Source organism: Tabrizicola sp. YIM 78059, assembly GCF_004959785.1.
Taxonomy (GTDB): Bacteria; Pseudomonadota; Alphaproteobacteria; order Rhodobacterales; family Rhodobacteraceae; genus Tabrizicola; species Tabrizicola caldifontis.
On sequence record NZ_SJZH01000011.1, the window covers coordinates 47,593 to 70,777 of the forward strand.

At 66.2% G+C, this 23,185-nt stretch carries 23 protein-coding genes; 18 read left to right on the plus strand and 5 right to left on the minus strand.

What is annotated here, in order from left to right:
* Positions 1-85: 85 nt before the first annotated feature.
* Genes EZM81_RS13865 through EZM81_RS13875 form a run of 3 tightly spaced genes read left to right on the plus strand, consistent with a single transcriptional unit; the run spans position 86 to position 3,509 of the window.
* Entirely contained in the window at positions 86-745 is a 660-nt protein-coding gene (locus tag EZM81_RS13865) for a TetR/AcrR family transcriptional regulator (protein WP_135448096.1), read from the plus strand.
* Entirely contained in the window at positions 742-1,929 is a 1,188-nt protein-coding gene (locus EZM81_RS13870; protein ID WP_136646123.1) for a pyridoxal phosphate-dependent aminotransferase, read from the plus strand. Before EZM81_RS13865 ends, EZM81_RS13870 begins: the two co-directional genes overlap by 4 nt.
* Positions 1,926-3,509: a 5-guanidino-2-oxopentanoate decarboxylase gene (locus tag EZM81_RS13875; protein ID WP_136646124.1), complete on the plus strand. Its 1,584-nt coding sequence runs from the start codon at positions 1,926-1,928 to the stop codon at positions 3,507-3,509. Before EZM81_RS13870 ends, EZM81_RS13875 begins: the two co-directional genes overlap by 4 nt.
* Here the strand turns inward: EZM81_RS13875 and EZM81_RS13880 are convergent.
* On the minus strand, positions 3,497-4,642 hold the full coding sequence (locus EZM81_RS13880) for an MFS transporter (RefSeq protein WP_136646125.1): 1,146 nt from the start codon (positions 4,640-4,642) through the stop codon (positions 3,497-3,499). The two genes, EZM81_RS13875 and EZM81_RS13880, sit on opposite strands and share 13 nt — an antisense overlap.
* A gap of 190 nt (positions 4,643-4,832) precedes the next feature.
* Between EZM81_RS13880 and EZM81_RS13885 the strand changes: the two genes are divergently transcribed.
* Both EZM81_RS13885 and pth read left to right on the plus strand, forming a co-directional pair.
* A complete protein-coding gene (locus EZM81_RS13885; RefSeq protein WP_135448104.1) occupies positions 4,833-5,438 on the plus strand; it encodes a 50S ribosomal protein L25/general stress protein Ctc in 606 nt (201 codons plus the stop codon).
* A gap of 197 nt (positions 5,439-5,635) precedes the next feature.
* Positions 5,636-6,310, plus strand: coding sequence for an aminoacyl-tRNA hydrolase (pth, locus tag EZM81_RS13890; protein ID WP_136646126.1), 675 nt, complete (start codon positions 5,636-5,638; stop codon positions 6,308-6,310).
* Positions 6,311-6,347: 37 nt separating this feature from the next.
* Here the strand turns inward: pth and hemN are convergent, their stop codons facing one another.
* Positions 6,348-7,703, minus strand: coding sequence for an oxygen-independent coproporphyrinogen III oxidase (gene hemN / locus EZM81_RS13895; protein WP_135448108.1), 1,356 nt, complete (start codon positions 7,701-7,703; stop codon positions 6,348-6,350).
* A 64-nt stretch (positions 7,704-7,767) separates the two neighbouring features.
* Here hemN and fnrL point away from each other — a divergent pair, with 64 nt between their 5' ends.
* Both fnrL and EZM81_RS13905 read left to right on the plus strand, forming a co-directional pair.
* A complete protein-coding gene (fnrL, locus tag EZM81_RS13900; RefSeq protein WP_136646127.1) occupies positions 7,768-8,505 on the plus strand; it encodes a transcriptional regulator FnrL in 738 nt (245 codons plus the stop codon).
* A 2-nt stretch (positions 8,506-8,507) separates the two neighbouring features.
* Positions 8,508-9,452 carry a PhzF family phenazine biosynthesis protein gene (locus tag EZM81_RS13905; protein WP_248298230.1) on the plus strand — a complete coding sequence of 315 codons (945 nt, stop codon included), beginning with the start codon at positions 8,508-8,510 and terminating at the stop codon, positions 9,450-9,452.
* Positions 9,453-9,499: 47 nt separating this feature from the next.
* Here EZM81_RS13905 and EZM81_RS13910 read toward each other — a convergent pair whose 3' ends face one another.
* The 3 genes from EZM81_RS13910 to EZM81_RS13920 all read right to left on the minus strand — a co-directional run bounded on the left by EZM81_RS13910 (position 9,500) and on the right by EZM81_RS13920 (position 11,470).
* The gene (locus EZM81_RS13910) at positions 9,500-9,931 is read right to left on the minus strand and encodes a hypothetical protein (protein ID WP_136646129.1); all 432 of its coding nucleotides are present in this window, start codon (positions 9,929-9,931) and stop codon (positions 9,500-9,502) included.
* A complete protein-coding gene (locus tag EZM81_RS13915; RefSeq protein WP_136646130.1) occupies positions 9,921-10,559 on the minus strand; it encodes a DUF5671 domain-containing protein in 639 nt (212 codons plus the stop codon). The genes EZM81_RS13910 and EZM81_RS13915 overlap by 11 nt, the downstream gene beginning before the upstream one ends.
* 65 nt (positions 10,560-10,624) lie before the next feature.
* Entirely contained in the window at positions 10,625-11,470 is an 846-nt protein-coding gene (locus EZM81_RS13920) for a universal stress protein (RefSeq protein ID WP_136646131.1), read from the minus strand.
* 204 nt (positions 11,471-11,674) lie between these two features.
* Between EZM81_RS13920 and ccoN the strand changes: the two genes are divergently transcribed.
* From ccoN to EZM81_RS13975, 11 genes are all read left to right on the plus strand, one after another.
* Entirely contained in the window at positions 11,675-13,279 is a 1,605-nt protein-coding gene (ccoN, locus tag EZM81_RS13925; protein WP_135448118.1) for a cytochrome-c oxidase, cbb3-type subunit I, read from the plus strand.
* Between the two features lie 15 nt (positions 13,280-13,294).
* Complete coding sequence (ccoO, locus tag EZM81_RS13930) at positions 13,295-14,038, plus strand: cytochrome-c oxidase, cbb3-type subunit II (protein ID WP_135448120.1); 744 nt, start codon at positions 13,295-13,297, stop codon at positions 14,036-14,038.
* Between the two features lie 13 nt (positions 14,039-14,051).
* Positions 14,052-14,243, plus strand: coding sequence for a cbb3-type cytochrome c oxidase subunit 3 (locus EZM81_RS13935; RefSeq protein ID WP_135448122.1), 192 nt, complete (start codon positions 14,052-14,054; stop codon positions 14,241-14,243).
* Positions 14,244-14,246: 3 nt separating this feature from the next.
* Positions 14,247-15,125 carry a cytochrome-c oxidase, cbb3-type subunit III gene (ccoP, locus tag EZM81_RS13940; RefSeq protein WP_135448124.1) on the plus strand — a complete coding sequence of 293 codons (879 nt, stop codon included), beginning with the start codon at positions 14,247-14,249 and terminating at the stop codon, positions 15,123-15,125.
* Between the two features lie 235 nt (positions 15,126-15,360).
* Entirely contained in the window at positions 15,361-16,776 is a 1,416-nt protein-coding gene (gene ccoG / locus EZM81_RS13945) for a cytochrome c oxidase accessory protein CcoG (protein ID WP_169052379.1), read from the plus strand.
* Between the two features lies 1 nt (position 16,777).
* The gene (locus tag EZM81_RS13950; RefSeq protein WP_136646133.1) at positions 16,778-17,230 is read left to right on the plus strand and encodes a FixH family protein; all 453 of its coding nucleotides are present in this window, start codon (positions 16,778-16,780) and stop codon (positions 17,228-17,230) included.
* Positions 17,231-17,355: 125 nt separating this feature from the next.
* Positions 17,356-19,551, plus strand: coding sequence for a heavy metal translocating P-type ATPase (locus tag EZM81_RS13955; RefSeq protein ID WP_136646134.1), 2,196 nt, complete (start codon positions 17,356-17,358; stop codon positions 19,549-19,551).
* Positions 19,551-19,709, plus strand: coding sequence for a cbb3-type cytochrome oxidase assembly protein CcoS (gene ccoS, locus EZM81_RS13960; RefSeq protein WP_136646135.1), 159 nt, complete (start codon positions 19,551-19,553; stop codon positions 19,707-19,709). Before EZM81_RS13955 ends, ccoS begins: the two co-directional genes overlap by 1 nt.
* Before the next feature lie 74 nt (positions 19,710-19,783).
* Positions 19,784-20,839: a DUF4424 family protein gene (locus EZM81_RS13965; protein WP_169052380.1), complete on the plus strand. Its 1,056-nt coding sequence runs from the start codon at positions 19,784-19,786 to the stop codon at positions 20,837-20,839.
* 122 nt (positions 20,840-20,961) lie between these two features.
* Positions 20,962-22,590: a DUF4139 domain-containing protein gene (locus EZM81_RS13970; protein ID WP_136646137.1), complete on the plus strand. Its 1,629-nt coding sequence runs from the start codon at positions 20,962-20,964 to the stop codon at positions 22,588-22,590.
* A 157-nt stretch (positions 22,591-22,747) separates the two neighbouring features.
* The gene (locus EZM81_RS13975) at positions 22,748-23,149 is read left to right on the plus strand and encodes a MerR family DNA-binding transcriptional regulator (protein ID WP_136646138.1); all 402 of its coding nucleotides are present in this window, start codon (positions 22,748-22,750) and stop codon (positions 23,147-23,149) included.
* Positions 23,150-23,185 lie beyond the last annotated feature (36 nt).

Consider the following 23,185-nt stretch of genomic DNA (forward strand, 5'->3'; position numbering starts at 1 on the left):
CGCAGTCGCGCATCCCTGGCGCATCCTTGCTTGACTTTGCCCCTGCAAGGCGCAAATTGCCCGCGCGTATAATTGAGGACAGGCCATGGAACCCGCCCGCCGCGTCTATCGCCGCGAAAGCGAGGAAACCCGCCGCGCCGCGCTGATCGCCGCCACGCAGGAGCTTGTTGCCGAGGGCGGGCCCGAAGCCGCGACCGTGCGCGCCATTGCGGCCAGGGCCGGCGTGACGGCCGGGCTGATCCGGCACTATTTCCAGTCGAAGGATGAACTGACCCGTGCGGCCTATCGTGCGCTGATGGACGGAATGACGGCCAAGGGATCGGACGCGCTGGAAGGGGTCGGTGCCTCGCCCGAGGAGCGGCTTGCCGCCTTCGTGGCCGCCTCGCTGCGTCCGCCCGTGCTGGATGTGGGTTCGGTGGTGCTGTGGGCGGGATACATGCACAAGGTCCGCAACGATCCCGAACTTCTGGCCGTGCACGAAGCCGCCTACACGACCTATCGGGACGTTCTGCAATCGCTGATCGCAAGGCTTCCGCGCGAGGCGACCGAGGCCCAGCTGCGCGGCGAGGCCATCGCCTGCAATGCGGTGATCGACGGGCTGTGGATCGAGGGCTCGATCCTGTCCCACACCTTCGCCCCGGGCGAGATCGTGACGCTTGGCCTGAAATCCGTGGGCGCGATCCTCGGGGTCGATCTGATCGCCCATTCCACCATGTTGCCTGATCCGGGAAAGACGCTGGCATGAGATACGCATCCGTTACCGACCGTCTGGCTGGCCTTGGCGGCGCGAAATGGGCGGTACATGCCCGTGCCCGCGCGCTGAAGGCGGCCGGCGAAGAGATCATCGAACTGACGATCGGCGAACCCGACGTTCCCACGCCGCAACCGCTCCTCGGGGCGGCGGCGCGCGCGATGCAGTCCGGGCGTACCGGCTATTCCAACGGTCGGGGCGAACCGGGGCTCGTCGGTGCGCTGGCCGCGCGCTACACCGCCCGCCGCGGGCGCGAAATCGGGGCTGATCAGGTGATGTGCCTGCCCGGCACCCAGACCGTGCTTTACGGTATCCTGCGCACCCTGGTGGAGGCGGGGGACGAGGTGCTGCTGGGCGACCCGATGTATGCGACCTACGAAGGGCTGATCGCCCAGACCGGCGCGCGCATGGTGCCGGTGCCGCTGCGCCCCGAACACGGCTTCCGCATGCAGGCGGCGGATGTGGCTGCACGCATCACGCCCCGGTCGCGTGTGCTGTTCCTGAACACGCCGCACAACCCGACCGGCGCCGTCCTGCGCCCCGAGGACATCCGTGCGCTGGGCGAGCTGGCCCGAGAACATGATCTCTGGATCGTTTCGGACGAGGTCTACGAGGATCTGGTCTTCCCCGGGGTTTCCTTCATCTCGCCGCTTGACTTTGCCGATCTGGCCGACCGGGTGGTAGTGGCTTCCTCGATTTCCAAGTCGCACGCCGCACCGGGGTTCCGCTCGGGCTGGTGCGTGGGGCCGGCAGAGTTCTGCGAACGCCTGTTGCCGCTTTCGGAAACCATGCTCTTCGGCTCGCAACCCTTCATCGCCGACATGACGGCGCTTGCGGTTTCCCAACCTTCGCCCGTGGCCGCCGGAATGACCGAACGCTTTGCCCGCCGGGCCGGGCTGATCGCAGGGGCGCTGGACGGGACCGCAGGCCTGCGCGTCCACCGGCCAGAGGCGGGAATGTTCGCCCTGGTCGATGTGCGCGCGACCGGGCTTTCGGGCGAGGCTTTCGCCCTTGGCCTGCTTGACCGGGAAAAGGTGGCCGTCATGCCCGGCGAAAGCTTCGGCGCGGGGCTGAACGGGTGGCTGCGGCTCAGCCTGACCCAACCCGACGAGCTGATCACCGAGGCTTGCACCCGTATCGCCGCCCATGCGGCCAAGGCGCTGGAGAACGCAGCATGACCACCGTTGGCATCCGTCTGGTCGAGGGGCTGATCGACCGGGGCATCGAAGTCGTCTTCGGCATTCCCGGCGTCCACACGATCGAACTTTATCGCGGTCTCGCCAAGGCCGGCGACAAGATCCGCCACGTCACCCCCCGGCACGAACAGGGCGCGGGCTTCATGGCGGATGGCTATGCCCGAATTTCGGGCAAGCCGGCCGCGGCCTTCGTCATCACCGGACCCGGGCTGACCAATTGCCTGACCGCAATGGCGCAGGCGCGGGCCGATTCGGTGCCGATGCTGGTCGTCTCCGGGCTTGGGCGCAGCGATACGCTGGGCAAGGGCTGGGGCCGGCTGCACGAGCTGCCCGACCAGGGGGCGATGGTGGCCACGCTTTGCCACACCGAAACCGTGACCGACCCGAAGAAGCTGGGCGAGGTGCTGGACCGCGCCTTCGCCGCGATGACAGCCGGCCGGCCTGGACCGGCCCATATCCAGATTTCCACCAACATGATGGGCCAGCCCTGTCCGGCCCTGCCGCCGCCCGTGGTGGCCGCGGCGGCCGTGCCTCTGCCCATGGGCCGGATGCGCAGCATCGCCACCACGCTGAACAATGCCGAACGGGTCGTGATCCTGGCCGGCGGCGGCACACGCGGCGCAGAGGACGAGCTGCGCAAGCTGGCCGAGATGCTGGATGCCCCGGTGGTCCTGACCGCGAACGCCCGTGGCGCGATGCACGGCCACCGGCTGGCCGTCCCCGCCTCGCCCAGCCTGAATGCCGTCCGCAAACTGATCGCGGCGGCGGATCAGGTGCTGGCCATCGGCACCGAACTTGGCCCCACGGATTATGATGTCTATGCCAAGGGCGGCGTGCCGGATCTGTCGGGCATGATCCGCATCGACATCTGCGCCGATCAGCTGGCCCGCCATCCAGCCCGCATGGCGATCAAGGCCGATGCCGGACCGATGATGGCGGCCCTTCTGCCGATGCTGCTTCCGGCGAACCGCGAGGGCGCCCACCGGGCCGAGACCACCCGCGCCGCGGCGCTTGCCGAGATGGAAAGCCTGAATCCGGTGCTCCTGGATCAGCTGGCTATCGTCGAGTCGATCCGCACGGCCATTCCCGGCGCGATCATCGTCGGTGACAGCACCCAGCCGGTCTATGCCGCAAACCTCTATTACGATCACGACCGCCCGCGCGGCTGGTTCAACGCGGCCACCGGATACGGCGCGCTGGGCTACGCCCCCGGGGCCGCCGTCGGGGCCGCCATCGCGGCCCCCGGCACACCGGTCGTCTGCCTGATCGGCGATGGCGGGCTACAATTCAGCCCCGGCGAATTGCGCACGGCGGTGGATGAAAAGCTGCCCATCACCTATGTCGTCTGGAACAACGCCGGCTTCCGCGAGATCGCCGAGTCGCTGGCGCAGGCCAAGGTCGATCCTATCATCGGCTGCGACCCCTCGCCCTTGGACATGGAACATTTTGCCATGGCATGCGACATGCTGTTTGCGAGGGTTCCGCCCGACCCCGAAGCCCTGGTCGAGATCCTCGCCACGCCGCAGGACGGCCCGCGCTTCCTGGAAGTTCAGGTCCGCTGACGCGCCAGAAGCGGCGCCAGCAGGAGGACGACGCAGACCATCACGGCGGCCCAGACAAAGGCCATGCGCAGGCCGAATGTGCCCGCGATCAACCCCAGAACCGGCGGACCGAAGAAATAGCCGAGATAGCCCAGCAGCGTAGCGCGCGCGACAGCGCGCGCCCTGGCCTTCGGGTCGCTCAGCTGGCCTACCAGCGAAAAGGCCGTGGGCGCGAGGACCGAAGCCCCGATGCCCATGACGAAGAATCCCAGATAGGCCCCGGCCGGGCTGCCGGCCTGGCTGGCGATGAAGGCGCCGATGCCTGCCACCAGCGCGCCGGCACGCAGCAGCGTATAGGGATCTACCCGCCCGGTCAGCCATTGCCCGCCCAGCCGCGCGAAGCCCATGGTCAGGGCCAGCATGGCCGGACCCAGGGCCCCTTCCTCGGGGCTGCCGCCCAGTGTCTTTTCGATATGCAGCGCCGACCAGTTCTCGGCCGCATTCTCGGTCATGAAGGCAATCAGCACGATCCCTCCGCCGATCACGGGCACCAGGCCCAGGGGCAGGGCGCTGCCATCCTTCGGCTTGCGCAACCCTTCGATCCGCCCGTCCGCCTCGATCGACAAGAGCGCGCAGAGCAACCCCAGTCCCGCCATCGTGGCCATCACCCAGCCCGGCCCCCAGCCCGCGCCGCGCAGGATGCCGGTCAGGATCGCGCCGCCTGCATAGCCGAAGGAATAGACCGCGTGGGCCAGGTTCATCAGATGCAGGCCCCGCGCATTCTCCATCGCCGCGACGCGGGCGTTCATCAGGACATCGGTCAACCCCGTCGCTGCCCCCGCGCAGGCCATCGCCAGCGGAAAGAGCCAGATCACATGCACCTGCCCCGGCAACGCAAAGCCCAGCGCCATCAGGGCAACCGCCAGGGGCAATGCGACCCTCCCCATCAGCGACCCGAGGATGGGTGCCGCCAGCATGGCACTGATCGCGGCAAGCGGCGTGAAGAACAGAAGAAGGCCCAGCTGCGACTCATCGACCCCCAGCTGAGCCTTGAGGTCGGGCAGCACGGCGGCAAAACTGCCCCAGAGCACACCCATCGCACCAAAGGCCGCCACGGCGGGACGGGAATAGGCCAGGGTCGACAGGGCGGACATGCGGGGCTCCTTCGCGCGAAGCCGACAGCTAGCCCGGGGTCGCAGGTGCATCCACTCCACCCGCGACCATCCGGCCCGCCGAATGCGACACCGGAACTTCCCGCTTTCCTTCCCGCCGATTCCCCGCTATAGGCCCCCGGTCGCGCCATGCACCCTTGGAGGATGGCGGACCTAACACTGGAGAAAACCAATGGCACGCCAGATCATCGATCTCGTCGCCGAGGTACGGACGGGGACAGGCAAGGGGGCCGCCCGTCAAGCCCGTCGTGAGGGCTACGTACCCGGCATCATCTACGGCGATGGGCAGGAACCCACGCCGATCAAGGTGAAATACAACTACCTGCTGACCAAGCTGAAGCAGGGCCGCTTCCTGCAGACGCTCTTCAACCTCAAGGTCGAAGGCCAGCCGGACGTGCATGTCATTTGCCGCGGCGTGCAGCGCGACGTGGTCAAGGATCTGCCGACGCATGTCGATTTCATGCGCATCCATGACGACAGCCGCATCAACCTGTTCATCCACGTCGAATTCGTGAACCAGGACGCGAGCCCCGGCCTGAAGCGTGGTGGCGTGCTGACTGTGGTTCGCCCGGAAGTCGAACTGGAAGTCACCGCCGGCGACATTCCCGACCACATCACGGTCGATCTGACCGGCAAGGTCATCGGCGACGTGATCCACATCAACGATGTGGTGCTGCCGAAGGGCGCGAAGCCGACCATCGCGCGGAACTTCGTGATCGCGAACATTGCTGCGCCTTCGGGCCTTGTGGCCGAGGAAGCCGCCGAAGCCGGCGCCTGAGTATTGCGATCCCACAGATGTTGCGGGGGGCCTTCGTGCCCCCCGTCCGCTTTCAGAAACCATGGGCCGATCATGCCGCCGCAGGGGCAGGATGCCACGCGACCTACCGCCCGCACGGCCACGTTCCGCCCCCCTCAAGGTTGAGCCCTGCCCGCCCCCGGTCTATATCCGGCTGGGCAACAGGCGGGGGCGGTCAGGTGAAGCTGTTCGTGGGGCTCGGCAATCCGGGGCCGAAATATGCCGGCAACCGGCACAACATCGGCTTCATGGCCGTTGACCGGATCGCTGCCGACCATGACTTCACCCCGTGGCGCAAGGCGTTTCAGGGGCTGGTCAGCGAAGGCCGGCTGGGCACGGAAAAGGTTGCGCTGCTGAAGCCCGAAACCTTCATGAACCTCTCGGGCCAGTCGGTTCAGGCTGCCGTAGCCTTCTGGAAGCTGCCGCTGAGCGATGTCATCGTATTTCACGACGAACTGGACCTTGCCCCCGGCAAGCTGCGGCTGAAGCAGGGCGGCGGCCATGCCGGGCACAACGGCCTGCGCTCGATCAGCGCCCATCTGGGCGACGGCTATGGGCGTGTGCGGCTGGGGATCGGGCGCCCCGGCCACAAGGATGCCGTGGCTGCCTATGTGCTGCAGGATTTCGCGAAGACGGATCAGGACTGGCTTGAAAACCTGCTCTGCGGCATTTCGGAAGGGGCCGAGGCGCTGGCCATGGGCGACGGGCAGAAATTCATGAACGCGGTTTCGCTGCGCACCTCTCCGCCCCGGTCATCGACCACAAGGGAAAGGACCGATCCCCCCGCCCCGCCGGCGCAACCGGCTGAAGATACCCGCAGCCCGATGCAGCGGCTGCTGGATCGGTTCCGCTGACCGCAGGGGCATTGCACCGCACAGTCGGCCAAGCGCACTAAACCGCCGAGGAATGCCTTGCCTGGGCCGAATCATAGGCGTCGAAGGCCCGCGCGATCATTCGGGTCAGGGGCTTCGCACGCTCCGGGATCGCGAAGGTTTCGTCGGTAAGGCGGACCATGTCGCCGAACTGGCCGACTGCCTTCTGGAACATCGCGTCCAGCCGGGCCGGCGTCACGTCGAAGTCGCGCAGCAATTCCGCCTTCGACACGGCAAAGTCGCACATCAATGCCTCGATGATCCGGGCGCGCAGCGTGTCCTCACCCGCGAAGGCATGGCCGCGGTGGGTCGAGAACTGACCCTCGCGGATCGCCTTGGCATGGGCGGCAGTGGCGCTGGCATTCTGGGCAAAACCCTGCGGGAACCGGCTGATCGCCGATGCCCCCAGCCCGATCAGCACCGACGCCGGATCATCAGTATAGCCCTGGAAGTTGCGCCGCAGCCTGCCCGCCCGCTGCGCCCGTGCCAGGCCGTCCTCGGGTTTGGCGAAATGGTCGATGCCGATTTCCTGATACCCGTCCCAGAGGAACAGCTGCCGGGCGGTCTCGAACAGCGACAGCCGCTCCTCGGGCGTGGGCATCGCGTCGGACGGGATCATCTGCTGACGGCGGCTCATCCAGGGCACATGGGCATAGCCGTAAAGCGCCACCCGGTCCGGCGCGAGCGTCAAGAGCTTCTGCACCGAATCCGCGATCCGCGGGCCGGTCTGGCTGGGCAGGCCATAAAGGATGTCGGCATTCAGGCTGGCCACACCGCGCGCCCTGATGCGTTCGGCGACATCGCGGGTCAGGGCATAGCTCTGTTCCCGTCCGATCATCTTCTGAATCAGGGGGTCGAAATCCTGCACCCCGATCGAGGCCCGGTTCATCCCGGCCCGTGCAAGCGCGTCCAGACGCGGATCATCGATCTCGTTCGGGTCGATCTCGACCGAGAACTCGCCCCCCGGCGCCATGGGTGCCACCTCGAACACCGCCTCGGCCAGCATCTCGATCCGGTCGGCCGACAACAGCGTCGGCGTCCCGCCGCCCCAGTGCAGCCGGCTCAAGGTCACGCGCTGCGGCAGATGTTCGCGCAGCATCGCCAGTTCGGCGATCAGCGTCTCGACATAGGCATTCACCGGCTCGTCCGAGGTGGTCCCCTGCGTGCGGCAGGCACAGAACCAGCACAACCTGCGACAGAAAGGCACATGCAGGTACAGCGATATCTCGCTGCCCGCGGGAATTGCGGCGATCCAGCTGGCAAACTCCCCAGGTCCTACGCCGGATCCGAAGTGCGGCGCAGTGGGATAGGAGGTGTAACGCGGCACACGCGCGTCAAATAGCCCGAGACGAGCGAGTTGCGGATCGTGGGTCATCAGATTAGGCTATTGAATTGAGAGGTGATACTCTTTGACGCAGATCAAGGGACAGGAGCGGGACATGCAGGATCATTCGACCCATGTGCAATGCTCGGAATGCCCGATCCGTCACCGTGCGGTCTGTGCCAGGTGCGAATCGGACGAACTGTCCAGACTGGAGCAGATCAAGTATTACCGCAGCTTCCAGGCGGGCCAGACCATCATCTGGTCCGGCGACCGCATGGATTTCGTGGGTTCCGTCGTCACCGGTATCGCAACCCTGACCCAGACGATGGAGGATGGCCGGCGGCAGATGGTTGGGCTGCTGCTGCCGTCGGATTTCGTGGGGCGGCCGGGCAGGTCGGTCGCGGCCTATGACGTGACGGCGACCACCGATCTGGTGATGTGCTGCTTCCGCAAGAAGCCCTTCGAAGACATGATGGCCGCCACCCCGCACATCGCCCAGCGCCTGCTGGAGATGACGCTGGACGAACTGGACGCTGCGCGGGAATGGATGCTTCTGCTCGGGCGCAAGACCGCGCGGGAAAAGATCGCCTCGCTGATCTCGATCATCGCCCGGCGCGAGGCTGCGCTGCATCTGCGCAAGCCAAAGGGGATGCTGTCGGTTGACCTGCCCCTTACGCGCGAGGAAATGGCCGACTACCTGGGCCTGACGCTGGAAACCGTCAGCCGCCAGATCAGCGCGCTGAAGAAGGACGGGGTGATCGCCCTGGAAGGCAACCGCCATGTCCAGATCCCCGACATCGACCGGCTGCTGGAAGAGGCGGGCGACGACAGCGACGGCGGCATGCTGGTCTAGCCATGCCGGCATCGATGCTGGCGTTCCATACCTGGGACGTCTTCACTGACCGTCCCTTTGCTGGCAACCCTCTTGCCATCGTGCTTGGCGCCAATGACCTGACGCCGCCGCAGATGCAGACCATCGCCCGCGAATTCAACCTTTCCGAGACGATCTTCGTCCAGCCGCCCCGAAACCCGGCAAATACCGCGCGCGTCCGCATCTTCTTTCCCACGGCGGAAATTCCCTTTGCGGGCCACCCGACCATCGGCTGCGCGATCCATCTGGCCTGCGCGAGAGAGGCGGGCGATTTCGAACGGAACCTGGTCCTGGAGGAAGAGGCAGGACCGGTCCCGGTACGGGTCTGGCGCCAGGGCGGCACGACGGGGGCAGAGTTCGTGGCCCCCGTCTTACCGCACGAGGTAACCGACGCACCCGATCAAGCGACGGCGCTGGAAGCAGGGCGTCTGGCGGCCGCGCTTGGGCTGGAGGAGGCAGAGATCGGCTTCGGCGCGCAGCGACCTGGCCTCTGGCAGGGCGGGCCGAGGTTCCTTTACGTCCCGGTTGCAGGTCTTGACGCCCTGTCCCGTGCGCGACCGATCGAGCCATTCTGGTCAAGACAGATGCAGGCGGCGGGGGTGGACAGCATGTATCTGTACACGCCCGGAAGCGGATCCGACTACCGCGCGCGGATGTTCTCGCCCGCTGCGGGTATCCCGGAGGATCCGGCCACCGGTTCGGCCAGCGCGATCCTCGCCGCACAGCTTCTTTCCAGCGGAGCGCTGCCTGAGGGCGAAGCCCGGCTGGCCCTGCACCAGGGGGTAGAGATGGGACGACCAAGCCGGATCGGCCTGACGACCGTCGTCAGCGGCGGCGTACTGAAAGAGGTCCGGGTCGCCGGCAGCGCAGTGCCGGTCAGCGAGGGACGGATCAGGGTGCCCATGGTCCAGGGCAAGGGCCGATCGTGAGCACCGGAATATGGGCCCGCCAGTGCACCGGAACCGGCCTTGCGGGCTCAGCGGAACCAGCCGTAAGCGCAGCCGGTTTCCGGATCGAACAACGCGCCGAACCATCCGTCATCGTTGAGGCGATGCGTGCGCGCTGCATCATGGAAGGTGGCGCAGACCGAAAAGTCGTGATCATCTTTCCGAGCATAGGTGTAGGGCTTTCCGGTTTCATCATCGGTCAGGTCTTCACCCGAAATCCCGGCGCTGCTGCAATGGACCCGCAGCGCTTCGACGGTCAGCTCGGCCGGCAATGCGCTGCCCGGAGTGCGGAAGCCCTGCTCGCACAGAAGAGCGCGGGCAAGCCTGCCCAGCTCCAGGTAGCGTTGCCTGTCGAACTTGTCGCGCTGGCCCTGAACCGGCCCTCCGACGATCAGGAATCCCCCGACCACGGCAGCACCTATGGCTGCAATCGCCAGGGCCAGAAGCAGCCTACCGCTCATCGGCGCGTTCCTCGATGTCGCGCAGATAGAAGGCGAAGATCGCGCCGCTGACGAGGGCGACGGTCAGGGCCTTCAGCACGAAGCGCAGCGTCGCCTCGCCGGTCAGAAAGCTGTAAATCACATAGACAGCATCACCGAAGAACACCAGGGCCGCGCCAAAGAGCGCCAGGTAGGTCAGCCACTTGCGTGCAGGCGACCACCACTGTCCGACGTCGCGCCGGATCTGACGGCGGATGTAGTGGGTCATCCAGGCATATACGGGCGTGAAGACCAGAAGTGCGGCAATCGACCAGCGGATGCTGTCCGTCACATACCGCTCCTCGCGGTCGGCGGTCGGGTCGGGTAGGGCCAGGTCCAGGATCCCGTGGACGAGACTGACAAGATTGAAGGCAACGAAGCACAGGCTGGCAAACAGCAGCAGATGTAGGAACGTGTCTCGTGCGGTCAGGTGCTGCCGCGGTCGCGGCACGGGCGGGGCGAAGTCGGTCGCCGCGAAGGCGTCCAGGGATTCGGTGATTTCCGGTTTCGACCAGCCCGCCTCGGCCAGGGTGGCGCGGATCTCCTCGCGCGAGCGACCGGCAGAAAGCGCATCGTGTACGAACTGCAGCAGACGGTCGTCAACAGACATGGCGTGTCTGTTCCCTTTGCGGAACCGATGAAACCGGCGGCCGAGGCGTGCCGCCGGCCCCTTGATCAATGCGCCAGGAAAACCGGCACCTCGGCCTTTTCCAGCATGTCGCGCGTGGCGCCGCCCAGAATGGCCTCGCGGAAGCGCGAATGGCCGTAGGCGCCCATCACCAACAGGTCGGCATTCGTATCGCGCAAGTGGCGCACCAGAACGTCCGACACACGCGGCAGGGTCTTGGCCAGAACCGTCACTTCGGCCCTGACACCGTGGCGCACCAGCATCTGGCAGAGTAGCCCGCCCGGGTCCGAACGCTCCGGCCCGTGGGTCGGCGGATCGATCACCACGATCTGCACATTGTCGGCCCTGCGCAGGAACGGAAGAGCGCGACGGGCAGCGACAAGTGCCTCGCGGCTCTGGTTCCAGGCAACGACGATGCGGCGCGGATCGGCCGTAGCCATGCCCTTCGGCGGCACGACCAGCACCGGGGCCATGCCTTCGAAGAGCGCAGCCTCGATCACCGCCTCGTCCTCGACCCCGCGGCCTTCGCCATAGGGCAGCGGCAGGACCACCAGATCGGCATAGCGCGCCCGGGCGGCCACGACCTCGGTCAGGGCGCCAAGCTGGGTCACGGCCGTATCGACCGCATAGCGCAGGTCCGGCGACTGGGCATTCATCGCGTCATTCATCGCCTTTTCGGTCACGCGCGCTTCTTCCTCGGCACGTTCCATCGCGGCGGCGATCATCACGGCACCCGACCCGACATAGGAATAGCCGATCTGTGTCCGGTCGACGCCAAGGACCAGCGCATCCAGATGCGCGTCTGTCCGAACGGCGATCTGCGCTGCTGCGGATACTACCGGCAAGAGCCCCTCGGAAGAGGTCGCGACAGTCAGAAGGGATTTGTAGGCCATGGGTAAACTCCCGTTTGGAATGCCCGATCATCACACCGAGGCTGCGCCCGCACCTTGACCAAGGTCAACCCCCTTCGGCGAAGGGATTGACGCAGATCAAGGCGACTATCGCCGCCGCACCGCAGAAGTCACACTGTCGGAGTGTCTGGCACGGGTCCGACTCGTATCGCATCTGGCCAGGCAGACAGGACGAAGGGACACAAAATGTGGGATTACCTCAAACTGGCCGGGCTTGGCCTTGTCGCGGTCCTCGCCGCGATAGCCGCCAACTATGCCCGCGACCTGGCCTATCAGGTCAACGCGATCACGGTGATGCTGGCAGCGGGCATCGCCTTTCTCTGGGTGCTGCGGACGGCAGGAGATCCGAAGCCGGACCTCAGCCATGAATACATGGACGGGGTCGTGCGCGCCGGCGCCATCGCCACCACCTTCTGGGGGGTGATCGGGTTTCTGGTCGGAGTGGTCATCGCCTTCCAGCTGGCCTATCCGCAACTGAACTTCGACTGGCTTCAGGGCTACGGCAACTTCGGCCGGCTGCGCCCGCTGCACACCAGCGCCGTCATCTTCGCCTTCGGCGGCAACGCGCTGATCATGTCGTCGTTCTACATCGTCCAGCGCACCTGCGCGACGCGTCTGTGGGGCGGCAGCACCGCGTGGTTCGTGTTCTGGGGCTGGCAGCTGATCATCGTCCTGGCGGCAACCGGCTACATTCTGGGCGGCACGCAGTCCAAGGAATATGCCGAGCCGGTCTGGTATGTGGACTGGCTGATCACCGTGGTCTGGGTGGCCTTCCTTGCGATCTTCATGGGCACGCTGTTCAAACGGAAAGAGCCGCACATCTACGTCGCCAACTGGTTCCTTCTGTCCTTCATCGTCACCATTGCCATGCTGCATGTGGTGAACAACATGGCCATCCCGGTGTCGATCTTCGGCTCGACTTCGGTGCAGGTCACGGCCGGGGTGCAGGACGCCATGATCCAGTGGTGGTATGGCCACAACGCCGTGGGCTTCTTCCTGACGGCGGGCTTCCTGGGCATGATGTACTACTTCGTGCCGAAACAGGCCGAGCGTCCCGTTTACAGCTACAAGCTGTCGATCATCCACTTCTGGGCGCTGATCTTCCTGTATATCTGGGCGGGTCCCCACCACCTGCACTACACTGCTCTGCCCGACTGGGCCTCGACCCTGGGCATGGTGTTCTCGGTCATCCTCTGGATGCCGTCCTGGGGCGGCATGATCAACGGCCTGATGACCCTGTCCGGCGCCTGGGACAAGCTGCGCACCGACCCGATCATCCGCATGATGGTCGTCTCGATCGGCTTCTACGGCATGTCCACCTTCGAGGGCCCGATGATGTCGATCAAGGCGGTGAACTCGCTGTCGCACTACACCGACTGGACCATCGGCCACGTCCATTCCGGCGCGCTCGGCTGGAACGGCATGATCACCTTCGGCGCGCTCTATTTCCTGGTGCCGCGCCTGTGGAACCGCGAGCGGCTCTACAGCCTGTCGCTGGTCAGCTGGCACTTCTGGCTCGCCACCATCGGCATCGTGCTTTACGCCTCGTCCATGTGGGTCACCGGCATCATGGAAGGCCTGATGTGGCGCGAGGTCGATGCGAACGGCTTCCTCGTGAACGCCTTCGCCGACACCGTGGCTGCGAAGTTCCCGATGTATGTGGTGCGCGCGCTGGGCGGAACGCTCTACCTGACCGGGGCGATCATCATGGCCTGGAACCTCTGGATGACGGTGAAGGCCCAGCCGGCAAAAGCCCCGGTGAACGCCAACAACGCCGTTCCGGCCGAATAGGGAAAGGGATCGCAAATGGCTTTCCTTGACAAGCACAAGGCAATCGAGACCCACGCCACGCTGCTTCTGGTCCTGGCCTTCCTGGTCGTGACCGTCGGGGGCATCGTGCAGATCGTGCCGCTGTTCTATCTGGAAAACACGATCGAAAAGGTGGAAGGGGTGCGCCCCTACACGCCGCTCGAACTGGCCGGGCGCGACGTCTACATCCGCGAAGGCTGCTATGTCTGCCACAGCCAGATGATCCGCCCGATGCGGGACGAGGTCGAACGCTACGGCCACTACAGCCTGGCGGCCGAGTCGATGTATGACCATCCGTTCCAGTGGGGGTCGAAGCGCACCGGGCCGGATCTGGCGCGGGTCGGCGGGCGCTATTCCGACGAATGGCACCAGGACCACTTCCGCAATGCGAAGTCGGTCGTGCCGGAATCGGTGATGCCGCCCTATGGCTTCCTGTTCAACCGGGTGATCGACGGGCGCTACATCCGCGATTCGCTGGAGACCCATGCCCTGGTCGGCGTGCCCTATACCGAAGAGATGATCGCAAATGCCCAGGCCGACTTCGCGGCGCAGGCAGATCCGATGGGCGACAGTTCGGGGCTTGAGGCGCGCTATGGCGCCGATGCCTTCGGCACACCGGTGAATGTGCGCAACTTCGACGGCCAGCCCCAGCTGACCGAGGCGGACGCGCTGATCGCCTACATCCAGGTGCTGGGCACGATGGTCGATTTCTCGACCTATACGCCCGTGGCGAACCGGTAAGGGGAGGGCAGGCATGGAAACCTACACCTTCCTGCGCCAACTGGCCGACAGCTGGTTTCTGCTGGCCATGACGCTGGTCTTCCTCGGTGTCTGTGTCTGGGCCTTCCGGCCCGGCAGCCGGGCGATGCACCGGGATGTCGCGAACTCGATCTTCCGCCATGACGACCGTCCGGCGGAAGCCAACCCTGCCAAGAAGGAGGCCTAGCCCATGTGCGCCAAGCCAATCAGGAAAGAGCCGCGGCAGGTGGAAACGACCGGCCACGAATGGGATGGCATTCAGGAATGGAACAACCCGCTGCCGCGCTGGTGGGTCTGGGTGTTCTATGCCACGATCATCTGGGGGATCGGCTACACCATCGCCTATCCCGCCTGGCCGCTGCTGAAGGAGGCGACGCCGGGCCTTCTGGGAGCCTCGACGCGTGCCGATGTTGCGGCCGAGATCGCCCGCGTCGATGCCGCCAACGCCGCAATCAAAGAGCGGCTGATCGCCGCCGACCTGAATGCCATCGGTGCGGACCCGGAGCTTGCCAACTACGCCCAGAATGCAGGCGCTGCAGTCTTCCGCACCAATTGCGTCCAGTGTCACGGGGCGGGGGCGAACGGCTTCGCAGGCAAGGGCTATCCAAGCCTGATCGACAACGACTGGCTCTGGGGCGGCACGATGGAGGATATCTACCTGACCATCTCCCACGGCATCCGCAACACCACCGACCCGGACGCGCGCTATTCGATGATGCCGGCCTTCGGGAAGGACGGGTTGCTCGAGCCCGACCAGATCGCCCAGGTGGTCGAACATGTCCTTGCGATCTCGGGGCAGGAACATGATGCGACGCTTGCAGCGGCGGGGGCCACGGTCTTTGCCGAGAACTGCGCCGCGTGCCACATGGAAGACGGGTCGGGCGACAGGACCCAGGGTGCACCCAGGTTGAACGACGCGATCTGGCTGTATGGCGGGACGCGCGAGGCCATCACCGAGACGGTCGTCAACGCCCGCTTCGGCGTGATGCCGAACTGGAACACCCGCCTCAGCGAAGACCAGATCCGCGCCGTGGCCTTCTACGTCCACGGCAAGGGCGGCGGCGAATAGTCCGTAACGAGTTGTGCGTAACGAGTGAAGACGTGGAAAGGGGCCTTCGGGCCCCTTTCCTGCATGGCGCAGCGCGGGCTGACCCGGGCTTGCAGCGCCCGACGCATCCGTTTGTGGCACCATGTCGCATTCGAACTGCCGGGTTCGGCACGCTTATTGATGCAGGTCAATGCCGGGCGGCCCACAATGCCCGATGGCAAACATGAGTTGCGCGCCTGCGCCAGGAGTTTTCGTCGTGTCCAATTCCGAATCCCCCCCCAGCCTCTACGCCGCCCGAGAGCCGGTGTTCCCGCGCCGGGTGAAGGGCACCTTCCGCACCCTGAAGTGGTGGATCATGGCGGTCACCCTTGGCATCTACTACATCACGCCCTGGATCCGCTGGGACCGCGGGCCCTCGCTGCCCGATCAAGCGGTTCTGGTCGATCTGGCCAACCGCCGCTTCTTCTTCTTCATGATCGAGATCTGGCCGCACGAATTCTACTTTGTCGCGGGGCTTCTGATCATGGCGGGGCTGGGGCTGTTCCTGTTCACCTCCGCTGCGGGGCGGGTCTGGTGCGGCTATGCCTGCCCGCAGACGGTGTGGACCGACCTGTTCATCCTGGTCGAGCGATGGATCGAGGGCGACCGCAACGCCCGCATCCGGCTGTTCCGGCAGAAATGGGATGCGGAAAAGATCCGCAAGCGTGCGATCAAATGGACGGTCTGGTTCCTGATCGGGCTGGCCACCGGTGGGGCGTGGATCTTCTATTTCACCGACGCACCGACACTTCTGCGCGATCTGTTGACCGGACAGGCGCACCCTGTTGCCTACATCACCATGCTGATCCTGACGCTGACCACCTTCGCTTTCGGCGGTTTCGCGAGGGAACAGATCTGCATCTACGCCTGCCCCTGGCCGCGCATTCAGGCGGCGATGATGGACGAGGACACGTTGACCATAGCCTACCGGGAATGGCGGGGCGAGCCGCGCGGCAAGCTCGGCACCCCCGGCGCGGGCGACTGCATCGACTGCATGGCCTGCGTCAATGTCTGCCCCATGGGCATCGACATCCGCAACGGCCAGCAACTGGCCTGCATCACCTGCGGGCTGTGCATCGACGCCTGCAACGACGTGATGGACAAGATCGGCAAGCCCCGCAACCTGATCGGCTATCTGGCATTGACCGACGAGACGCGCGAACGGGCCGGTCAGCCGCCGAAGAACGTCTGGAGCCATGTGTTCCGCGTCAGGACCGTGCTTTACACGCTTCTCTGGGCCGGGGTCGGCGTGGGGCTGATCGTGGCGCTGTTCATGCGCTCGCCCATCGATGTGAATGTGACGCCGGAACGCAACCCGACCTATGTGCTGCTCTCCGATGGCAGCATACGCAACGCCTATGAACTGCGTCTGCGCAACAAGCAGGGCACCGACGCGCGCTTCACCATCGCCGTCACCTCGGATGCCTTTGTGACCCTGTCGCTGGAAGGTGTCGACGGGCTGACCGTCACCGTTCCGGCGAACGAAACCAAGTCGCAGCGCGTGTACCTGACAGCGCCCCCCGGCAGCCGTGCCGCGACCAGCGAAAGGACCGACGTGCGTCTGTGGGTCGAGGAACAGGGGACGACGAACCGCGTCTATCATGATACGATCTTCAACGGGACTGGAGAGTAGGATGGCCGAGCTGAAGGGAAAGCATGTGCTGGCAATCACGGTGGGCTCTTTCGCCGTGATCATCGCGGTCAACCTGACGCTGGCCTTCAAGGCGGTGAGCACCTTTCCGGGTCTCGAGGTGAAGAATTCCTACGTTGCAGGCCAGGGCTTCAATGCGCGCAAGGCCGCACAAGAGGCACTGGGCTGGACACTGGCGCCGAAGTATTCCGACGGGCGGGTAGAACTGGCCTTCACCGACCGTGACGGTCTGCCTGTGCGGGTTGACGACCTGCAGGTGCTGATCGGACGGACGACCGAGGCCGCGAACGATGTCTGGCCCGAATTCGTGCTGGCGGGGGATGTGTATTTCGCCCGCGTCGATCTGGCGCGCGGAAAGTGGATGGTGAAGGTCACCGCCCGGGCACCCGACGGCACGCTGTTCGAACAGCGGTCCGAACTTTTCGTGCAGGGCTGATTCATGACCGGCGATGCATCCCTGATCTGCCGGGCGCGTCCCTCCCACCGCTGCGGGGAAAGAATGGTGTGGGGGGCGAACCTGCCGGGGCTGTCTAGCGACCTGTCTGCCACAGGGGGAACGCGATGACCACGATCGAGGATTTCGGGCGTGCACCCGCGTCAGCCTGCCCGGCCTGCGCGGTGGTTCCGGCCGCCGAACGCATCGCTGCGATGCGCGCCGATCGCGAAGGCCGGATCGTCCTGTCGCTGCCAAAGGCCGAAGGGGCACAGACGATTTCCGCGGTGGAGCGGCTGTTGCAGGATGTGCCCGGCGTCCGTTCGGCCCGGGTCAACCTGACCCTCAAGCGCGTCAGCATCGAGGCCGGCGCCGGGGTCACGGCAAAGGGCCTGGTGGCGCTTCTGGCCGAGGCGGGGCACGAGGCGCACGAACTTGACCCCGGCCTTCTCAGCGCCACCGAGACCGACCGCCAAGGCCGGGACCTGCTGATGCGCCTGGGGGTGGCCTTCTTCAGCATGATGAACGTGATGCTGCTGTCGGTTGCCGTCTGGTCCGGGGCCGAGGACGCGACGCGCGATCTGTTCCACTGGATTTCCGGCGCCATCGCGCTGCCGACTGTCATCTTCGCCGGCCAGCCCTTCTTCAAGTCGGCGTGGGCATCCTTGCGCCAGGGCAAGCTGGGCATGGATGTGCCGATCAGCCTGGCGCTGATCCTCGCGTCTTCGATCTCGGTCTATGAAACGGCGATGTCCGGGCATCACGCCTATTTCGACGCTGCGGTGATGCTGGCCTTCTTCCTGCTGCTGGGCCGCTACCTTGACCACCGCACCCGCGCCATCGCCCGTTCGGCGGCCGAGGAACTGGCCGCGCTGGAGGTGCCCCGTGCCATCGTCCTGGTGGATGGGGAAGAGGTGGAAACCGTGACCTCGGCCGTGGTTCGGGGCGATCTGGTTCTGGTCCGCCCCGGTGCGCGGATGCCGGTGGATGGTGTGGTGGTCGCGGGCGCGTCCGAGGTCGACCGCAGCCTGCTGACCGGGGAAAGCCTGCCGGTGCCGGCGGGCGAAGGCTGCCAGGTCAGCGCGGGTGAGGTCAATCTGACCGGCCCCCTGACCGTGCGGGTGACGGCTGCGGGCAAGGATACCAGCCTGCACCGCATGGCTGATCTCGTGGCCGTCGCCGAAGGGGCGAAGACCCGTTACACCAGCCTGGCCGACCGGGCATCAAAGGCCTATTCGCCGCTGGTGCATCTGCTGTCCTTCACCGCCTTCGGCTACTGGATGTGGGCAACAGGTGGCGACCTGCGGCACGCAATCAACATCTCGGCTGCCGTCCTGATCATTACCTGCCCCTGCGCCTTGGGCCTGGCGGTTCCGGCGGTGGTGACCTCGGCCTCGGGCCGGCTGTTCCGCAAGGGGCTGCTGATCAAGCATGGCACCGCGCTGGAACGCCTGGCCGAGGTCGATACGGTCGTCTTCGACAAGACGGGAACCCTGACCCTGGGCGTGCCGAAACCGGTGGGCCTGGCAGACCATCCGCAGCAGGCGGTGGCTGTGGCCGCAGCGCTGGCGGCGGGGTCTTCGCACCCGCTGGCGCGCGCGCTGGCCGAAGGGGCGCGTACAGCGGGCATCGCCCCGGCCGGGGTGACCGCGATCCGCGAAGTCCCGGGCCACGGGATCGAAGGCGAATGGCAGGGTGGCCGCGTCCGCCTTGGCCGGGCCGAGTGGTGCGGCGCAGAAGCCCTTCCCGAAACCGCGACCTACCTCAGCCTTGCCGGCGAAGCACACGCCTTCACCTTCACCGACCGCCTACGCCCCGGCGCCGAACAGGCCGTGCGGGCGCTGCAAGCCGCCGGCATGCAGGTCGAACTGCTGTCGGGCGATGCGGATGCGCCGGTGCGCGACCTTGCCACCCGGCTCGGTATCGCCGACTGGCGGGCGGGCGTACTGCCGGAAGACAAGGCCGCGCATGTTGCGGCGCTGGCGGCGCGGGGCCGCAAGGTTCTGATGGTCGGCGACGGGCTGAACGACACGGCGGCGCTGGCGGCGGCGCATGTGTCGATCTCGCCCGCCTCAGCGCTGGATGCGGCGCGCGTCGCCTCGGACATCGTGCTGCTGGGCCAGGATCTTTCCCCCATCGCGGACGCAGTGCGCATCGCGCGGCAATCGGCGCGCCGGATCGTCGAGAACTTTGCCATTTCGGGTGGCTACAACGTGATTGCGGTGCCCATCGCGCTTGTCGGCATGGCCACGCCGCTGGCGGCCGCGCTGGCGATGTCGCTGTCCTCGATCACCGTCACCCTGAACGCGATGCGGCTCAAGTAATGGAAATCCTGACCATCCTGATCCCGGTCTCGCTGTTTCTGGGCGGGATTGGCCTGATCGCCTTCTTCTGGGCGATGAAAACGAAACAGTTCGATGATCCCGAAGGCGACGCGAACCGCATTCTGACAAGGGACTGGGACGACCGGCCAAAGCCCTGAGCCCCCGGGTGCGGGGCTTGCGGGAATCTCTCGCGCGGCATCAGATGGCCCGGACCCGTCTCCCGGAGGTCTGGATGAAACCGGCGCATTCCTTTCTGTCCCTGTTTCTCGCCGCCGTCATTGCCGCACCCAGCCTTGCCAATGACGGCTTCGGCGGCCTGTCAGCAACCGGCCTGACCTTCGGCCAGACCGAGGCCGTGGCGATGGAGGAAGAAGATCTCTTCATCGGCATCGACCGCATCGCCGTCGACTACGTCTTCCGCAACCGGACCGGCAGCGACGTGACCGGCGAGGTGATCTTTCCGCTGCCACCGATCCCGGTCTGGCAGCTGGTGGAAAGCCAGTGGAACCTTCCCGAAGACCCCGATCGCGAGAACCTGGTGAACTTCACCGCCACGGCCGACGGCAAGCCTGTCGCCTTGCGCATCGACCGCATCGCGGTGGTCGCACCCGAACCGACCGGGGTCTGGGTGCCCTCTTCCACGCAATACGACACTCCGGGCCGCGACGTGACCGCGGATCTGGCCCGGCTCGGCCTGCCACTTACGCTGAGCGCAGAGAAGATCATGGCTGCGCTGGCCGCGCTGACGCCCCGGCAACGGGACGAGGCGAGCGAACTTGGCCTTGCCGAATTCCACGACGACGGCCCCCAATACGGCTATGCCTTCCCGCGCTGGTCGGTCCTGATCCGCTATCACTGGACCCAGACCTTCCCCGCAGGCCAGACAGTCAGGATCAGCCACGCCTACGAGAACCGTTCGCCTGGCGGAATTTTCGTCTGGGCCCACCCGCCCGAGGACTACATGCAGGAGATTGCGGATCTCTACTGCATCGACGAGGGCACATCGAAGGGGCTGATGCGGGCACTGGCGCAGCCGCAGACAGACGGCAAGGCGCAAGCGGTGGGCCTGTCATGGAACATTTCATACATCCTGAGGACGGCCAACAGCTGGGCCGGTCCGATCAAGCGGTTCCGGCTGACCCTGGACAAGGGCGCGCCGGGCAACATCGTCTCGCTCTGCGCGCAGGGTATCAGGAAGACGGGGCCCACCACCTTTGTCATGGAAAAGGCCGACTATGTGCCCGACCGTGACCTGCACATCCTGATCGCCACACCGCTGGAGAACTGACCCCCTTCGACGCGGGCCGGCGGCCTTGCCTTGGGCTGCGGCCGGGGCGGGTTTCCCGCCTTGTCGCTGCGCCCGGAAGGGGCCTAGGCTTGCGGCATCGTTCCCCGCGAAAGGCCATTTCCATGCGCGCGCTTCTTGCCATCCTGCTTGCCACGACCGCCCTGCCGGCCCTGGCAGAAACCATCGTGGCCACCAGCCGGATCACCGCCGTCACCGTCTATCCCGATGGCGCGCGGCTTACGCGCCAGATCGGCTTTACCGCCCCGACCGCCGGATCGCACGAACTTCTGGTCGCCGACCTGCCCGCCTCCAGCCAGCCAGGCATGATGCAGCTTGCCCCCGGCACGGGCCTGGGGCTGGGGGCCTTTACCCTGCGCGCCGATCGCCTGCCACCCCGGGACGAGCCGCTGACGCCCGACCAGCAGGCCGCCAGGGCCGAGGTCGAACGCCTGGAAGCGGAACGGGTCAAGGCCGCGCTGGCGCTTGACGCCGTGCGGGCCCGTGTGGATGCCGCCGAAGCGCAGGCGCGCTTTCTGTCCTCTTTCACCGGTGCCCTGCCAGATGATGCCACGCCAGAAACCATCCGCGCCATGGCGGCGATGATCGGGGCCGAAACGCTGGCCGCCCGCCAGGCGGCGCTTGCCGCCAGCGCCGACCTCTTCCCCGCCGAGAAGGCGCTGGAAAAGGCTGACGAGGCCCTGGCCAGGGCCCGGGCCGCCTTTGATGCGTTGCCCTCGGCCGACCGCGACTATACCGCACTCTTGGTGGCATTGACCGCCGCCGAGGCCGGCGAACACACCATTACCGTCACGCAATATGTCTCGGATGCCAGCTGGCGCCCCTTCTACGAGCTGAACCTCAGCCGCAGGGGTGGCGACAGGCTGACCATCGACCGCGCCGTTCTTGTCAGCCAACGCACCGGCGAGGACTGGACGGGCGTCGCCCTGACCCTGTCTTCCGCGCGACCATCCGAACAGGCCGCGCCCTCGACGCTGTGGCCCGAACTCCGCCGGATCGTGCCCGAACCGGCGGATCAGGATCTGGCCCGCAAATCCGGCCAAGCCGCAGATGCGATCATGCCTGAAGCCGTGGCCGAAGCTGCGCCTGCGCCGATCACCGCGGGCGCCGCGATGGAAGGTGACACTGTGGTCCACGTCTATCCCCAACCCGTCACCGTTGCCTCGGGTGCCGAAAACCTGCGCCTGCCGCTTGACCGGCTGACTTTTGTCCCCGTGGTCAGGGCCGTCGCCGTGCCGCGCCACGACAGCACCGCCTTTGTCGTGGCAAGCGTCACCAACCCCTCGGGCGAACCCCTGCTGCCGGGCGAGGCGATGCTGTTCCGCGAAGGGGTTCTGGTCGGATCCACCTGGCTCGACACGATCGCGCCGGGGGCGGAAACCGACCTGCCCTTCGGTGCCATCGAAACCCTGCGCCTGTCACGCAGGATGCCAATGGCCAGCGAAGGACAGACTGGCGTGTTCACCACCGCCAACGAACGGACCGAAAGCGCAGTGATTTCCGTCGAGAACACGGGAACCGAGGCCTGGACCGTGCGCCTTCTGGATCAGGTGCCCTACAGCGAACAGACCGACCTACAACTGACCGTCAAGGCCGACCCCAGCCCCGACGAGACAGACGTGGATGGCCAGCGCGGCATCCTGGCATGGACCTTCGACCTCGCCCCGGGCCGAAAGCAGACCGTCACGCTGGAACACAGACTCAGCTGGCCACGGGGCATGGTCCTGCGCTGACCCGGGGGGGGGCCGCCACAAGGCCCGGGCCGCTGACGGCACGTCAGCCGATTTCATGACGTGACGTTACACTGACGTGAACGTCAACGGCTCTGGTAATCTCGGACGCGGGTCCGCATCTGACGCAGGATGATGAGACCAAAGTCACGAGTTTGCCATGAAACCCGAAGCATCCGGTGATGTGATGACAATCCGCGAAATGTGCGAGGCCTATGACGTGACCCCGCGCACCTTGCGGTTCTACGAAGCCAAGGCGCTGCTTGCCCCGATCAGGATCGGGACAAGGCGGCTGTTCACCCGGCGCGACCGTGCGCGGCTGACGCTGATCCTGCGGGGCAAGCGCTTCGGCTTCAGCCTCGAGGACATCCGCGAGACACTGGACCTTTATGACCGCGACGGCTCGGACGCCGCCCAGCGCGACCGGGCCTGTGAACTGGCCCGCAAGCGCCTGGCCGAGATGGAGGCGCAGCGTGCCGAACTGGACCAGGCCATCGCCGAGCTGAAAGAGGCGCTGGCCCATGCCGCCGATGAAGGCCAGGCCCCCCAGCGCGCGGCCTGATGGAAAGACCCGCCCGGAAGCGGGCGGCAAGTACAG

Bases quoted from the DNA above. Each gene is read 5' to 3' on its own strand.
- EZM81_RS13955 (WP_136646134.1), top strand. From the start codon at position 17,356: ATGACCACGATCGAGGATTTCGGGCGTGCACCCGCGTCAGCCTGCCCG.
- EZM81_RS13970 (WP_136646137.1), top strand. From the start codon at position 20,962: ATGCGCGCGCTTCTTGCCATCCTGCTTGCCACGACCGCCCTGCCGGCC.
- EZM81_RS13965 (WP_169052380.1), top strand. From the start codon at position 19,784: ATGAAACCGGCGCATTCCTTTCTGTCCCTGTTTCTCGCCGCCGTCATT.
- hemN (WP_135448108.1), bottom strand. From the start codon at position 7,703: ATGACCCACGATCCGCAACTCGCTCGTCTCGGGCTATTTGACGCGCGT.
- EZM81_RS13880 (WP_136646125.1), bottom strand. From the start codon at position 4,642: ATGTCCGCCCTGTCGACCCTGGCCTATTCCCGTCCCGCCGTGGCGGCC.
- EZM81_RS13975 (WP_136646138.1), top strand. From the start codon at position 22,748: ATGAAACCCGAAGCATCCGGTGATGTGATGACAATCCGCGAAATGTGC.
- EZM81_RS13885 (WP_135448104.1), top strand. From the start codon at position 4,833: ATGGCACGCCAGATCATCGATCTCGTCGCCGAGGTACGGACGGGGACA.
- EZM81_RS13875 (WP_136646124.1), top strand. From the start codon at position 1,926: ATGACCACCGTTGGCATCCGTCTGGTCGAGGGGCTGATCGACCGGGGC.
- EZM81_RS13915 (WP_136646130.1), bottom strand. From the start codon at position 10,559: ATGTCTGTTGACGACCGTCTGCTGCAGTTCGTACACGATGCGCTTTCT.
- EZM81_RS13865 (WP_135448096.1), top strand. From the start codon at position 86: ATGGAACCCGCCCGCCGCGTCTATCGCCGCGAAAGCGAGGAAACCCGC.
- EZM81_RS13935 (WP_135448122.1), top strand. From the start codon at position 14,052: ATGGAAACCTACACCTTCCTGCGCCAACTGGCCGACAGCTGGTTTCTG.
- EZM81_RS13950 (WP_136646133.1), top strand. From the start codon at position 16,778: ATGGCCGAGCTGAAGGGAAAGCATGTGCTGGCAATCACGGTGGGCTCT.
- ccoO (WP_135448120.1), top strand. From the start codon at position 13,295: ATGGCTTTCCTTGACAAGCACAAGGCAATCGAGACCCACGCCACGCTG.
- EZM81_RS13870 (WP_136646123.1), top strand. From the start codon at position 742: ATGAGATACGCATCCGTTACCGACCGTCTGGCTGGCCTTGGCGGCGCG.
- ccoS (WP_136646135.1), top strand. From the start codon at position 19,551: ATGGAAATCCTGACCATCCTGATCCCGGTCTCGCTGTTTCTGGGCGGG.
- EZM81_RS13920 (WP_136646131.1), bottom strand. From the start codon at position 11,470: ATGGCCTACAAATCCCTTCTGACTGTCGCGACCTCTTCCGAGGGGCTC.
- ccoN (WP_135448118.1), top strand. From the start codon at position 11,675: ATGTGGGATTACCTCAAACTGGCCGGGCTTGGCCTTGTCGCGGTCCTC.
- EZM81_RS13905 (WP_248298230.1), top strand. From the start codon at position 8,508: ATGCCGGCATCGATGCTGGCGTTCCATACCTGGGACGTCTTCACTGAC.
- EZM81_RS13910 (WP_136646129.1), bottom strand. From the start codon at position 9,931: ATGAGCGGTAGGCTGCTTCTGGCCCTGGCGATTGCAGCCATAGGTGCT.
- fnrL (WP_136646127.1), top strand. From the start codon at position 7,768: ATGCAGGATCATTCGACCCATGTGCAATGCTCGGAATGCCCGATCCGT.
- ccoP (WP_135448124.1), top strand. From the start codon at position 14,247: ATGTGCGCCAAGCCAATCAGGAAAGAGCCGCGGCAGGTGGAAACGACC.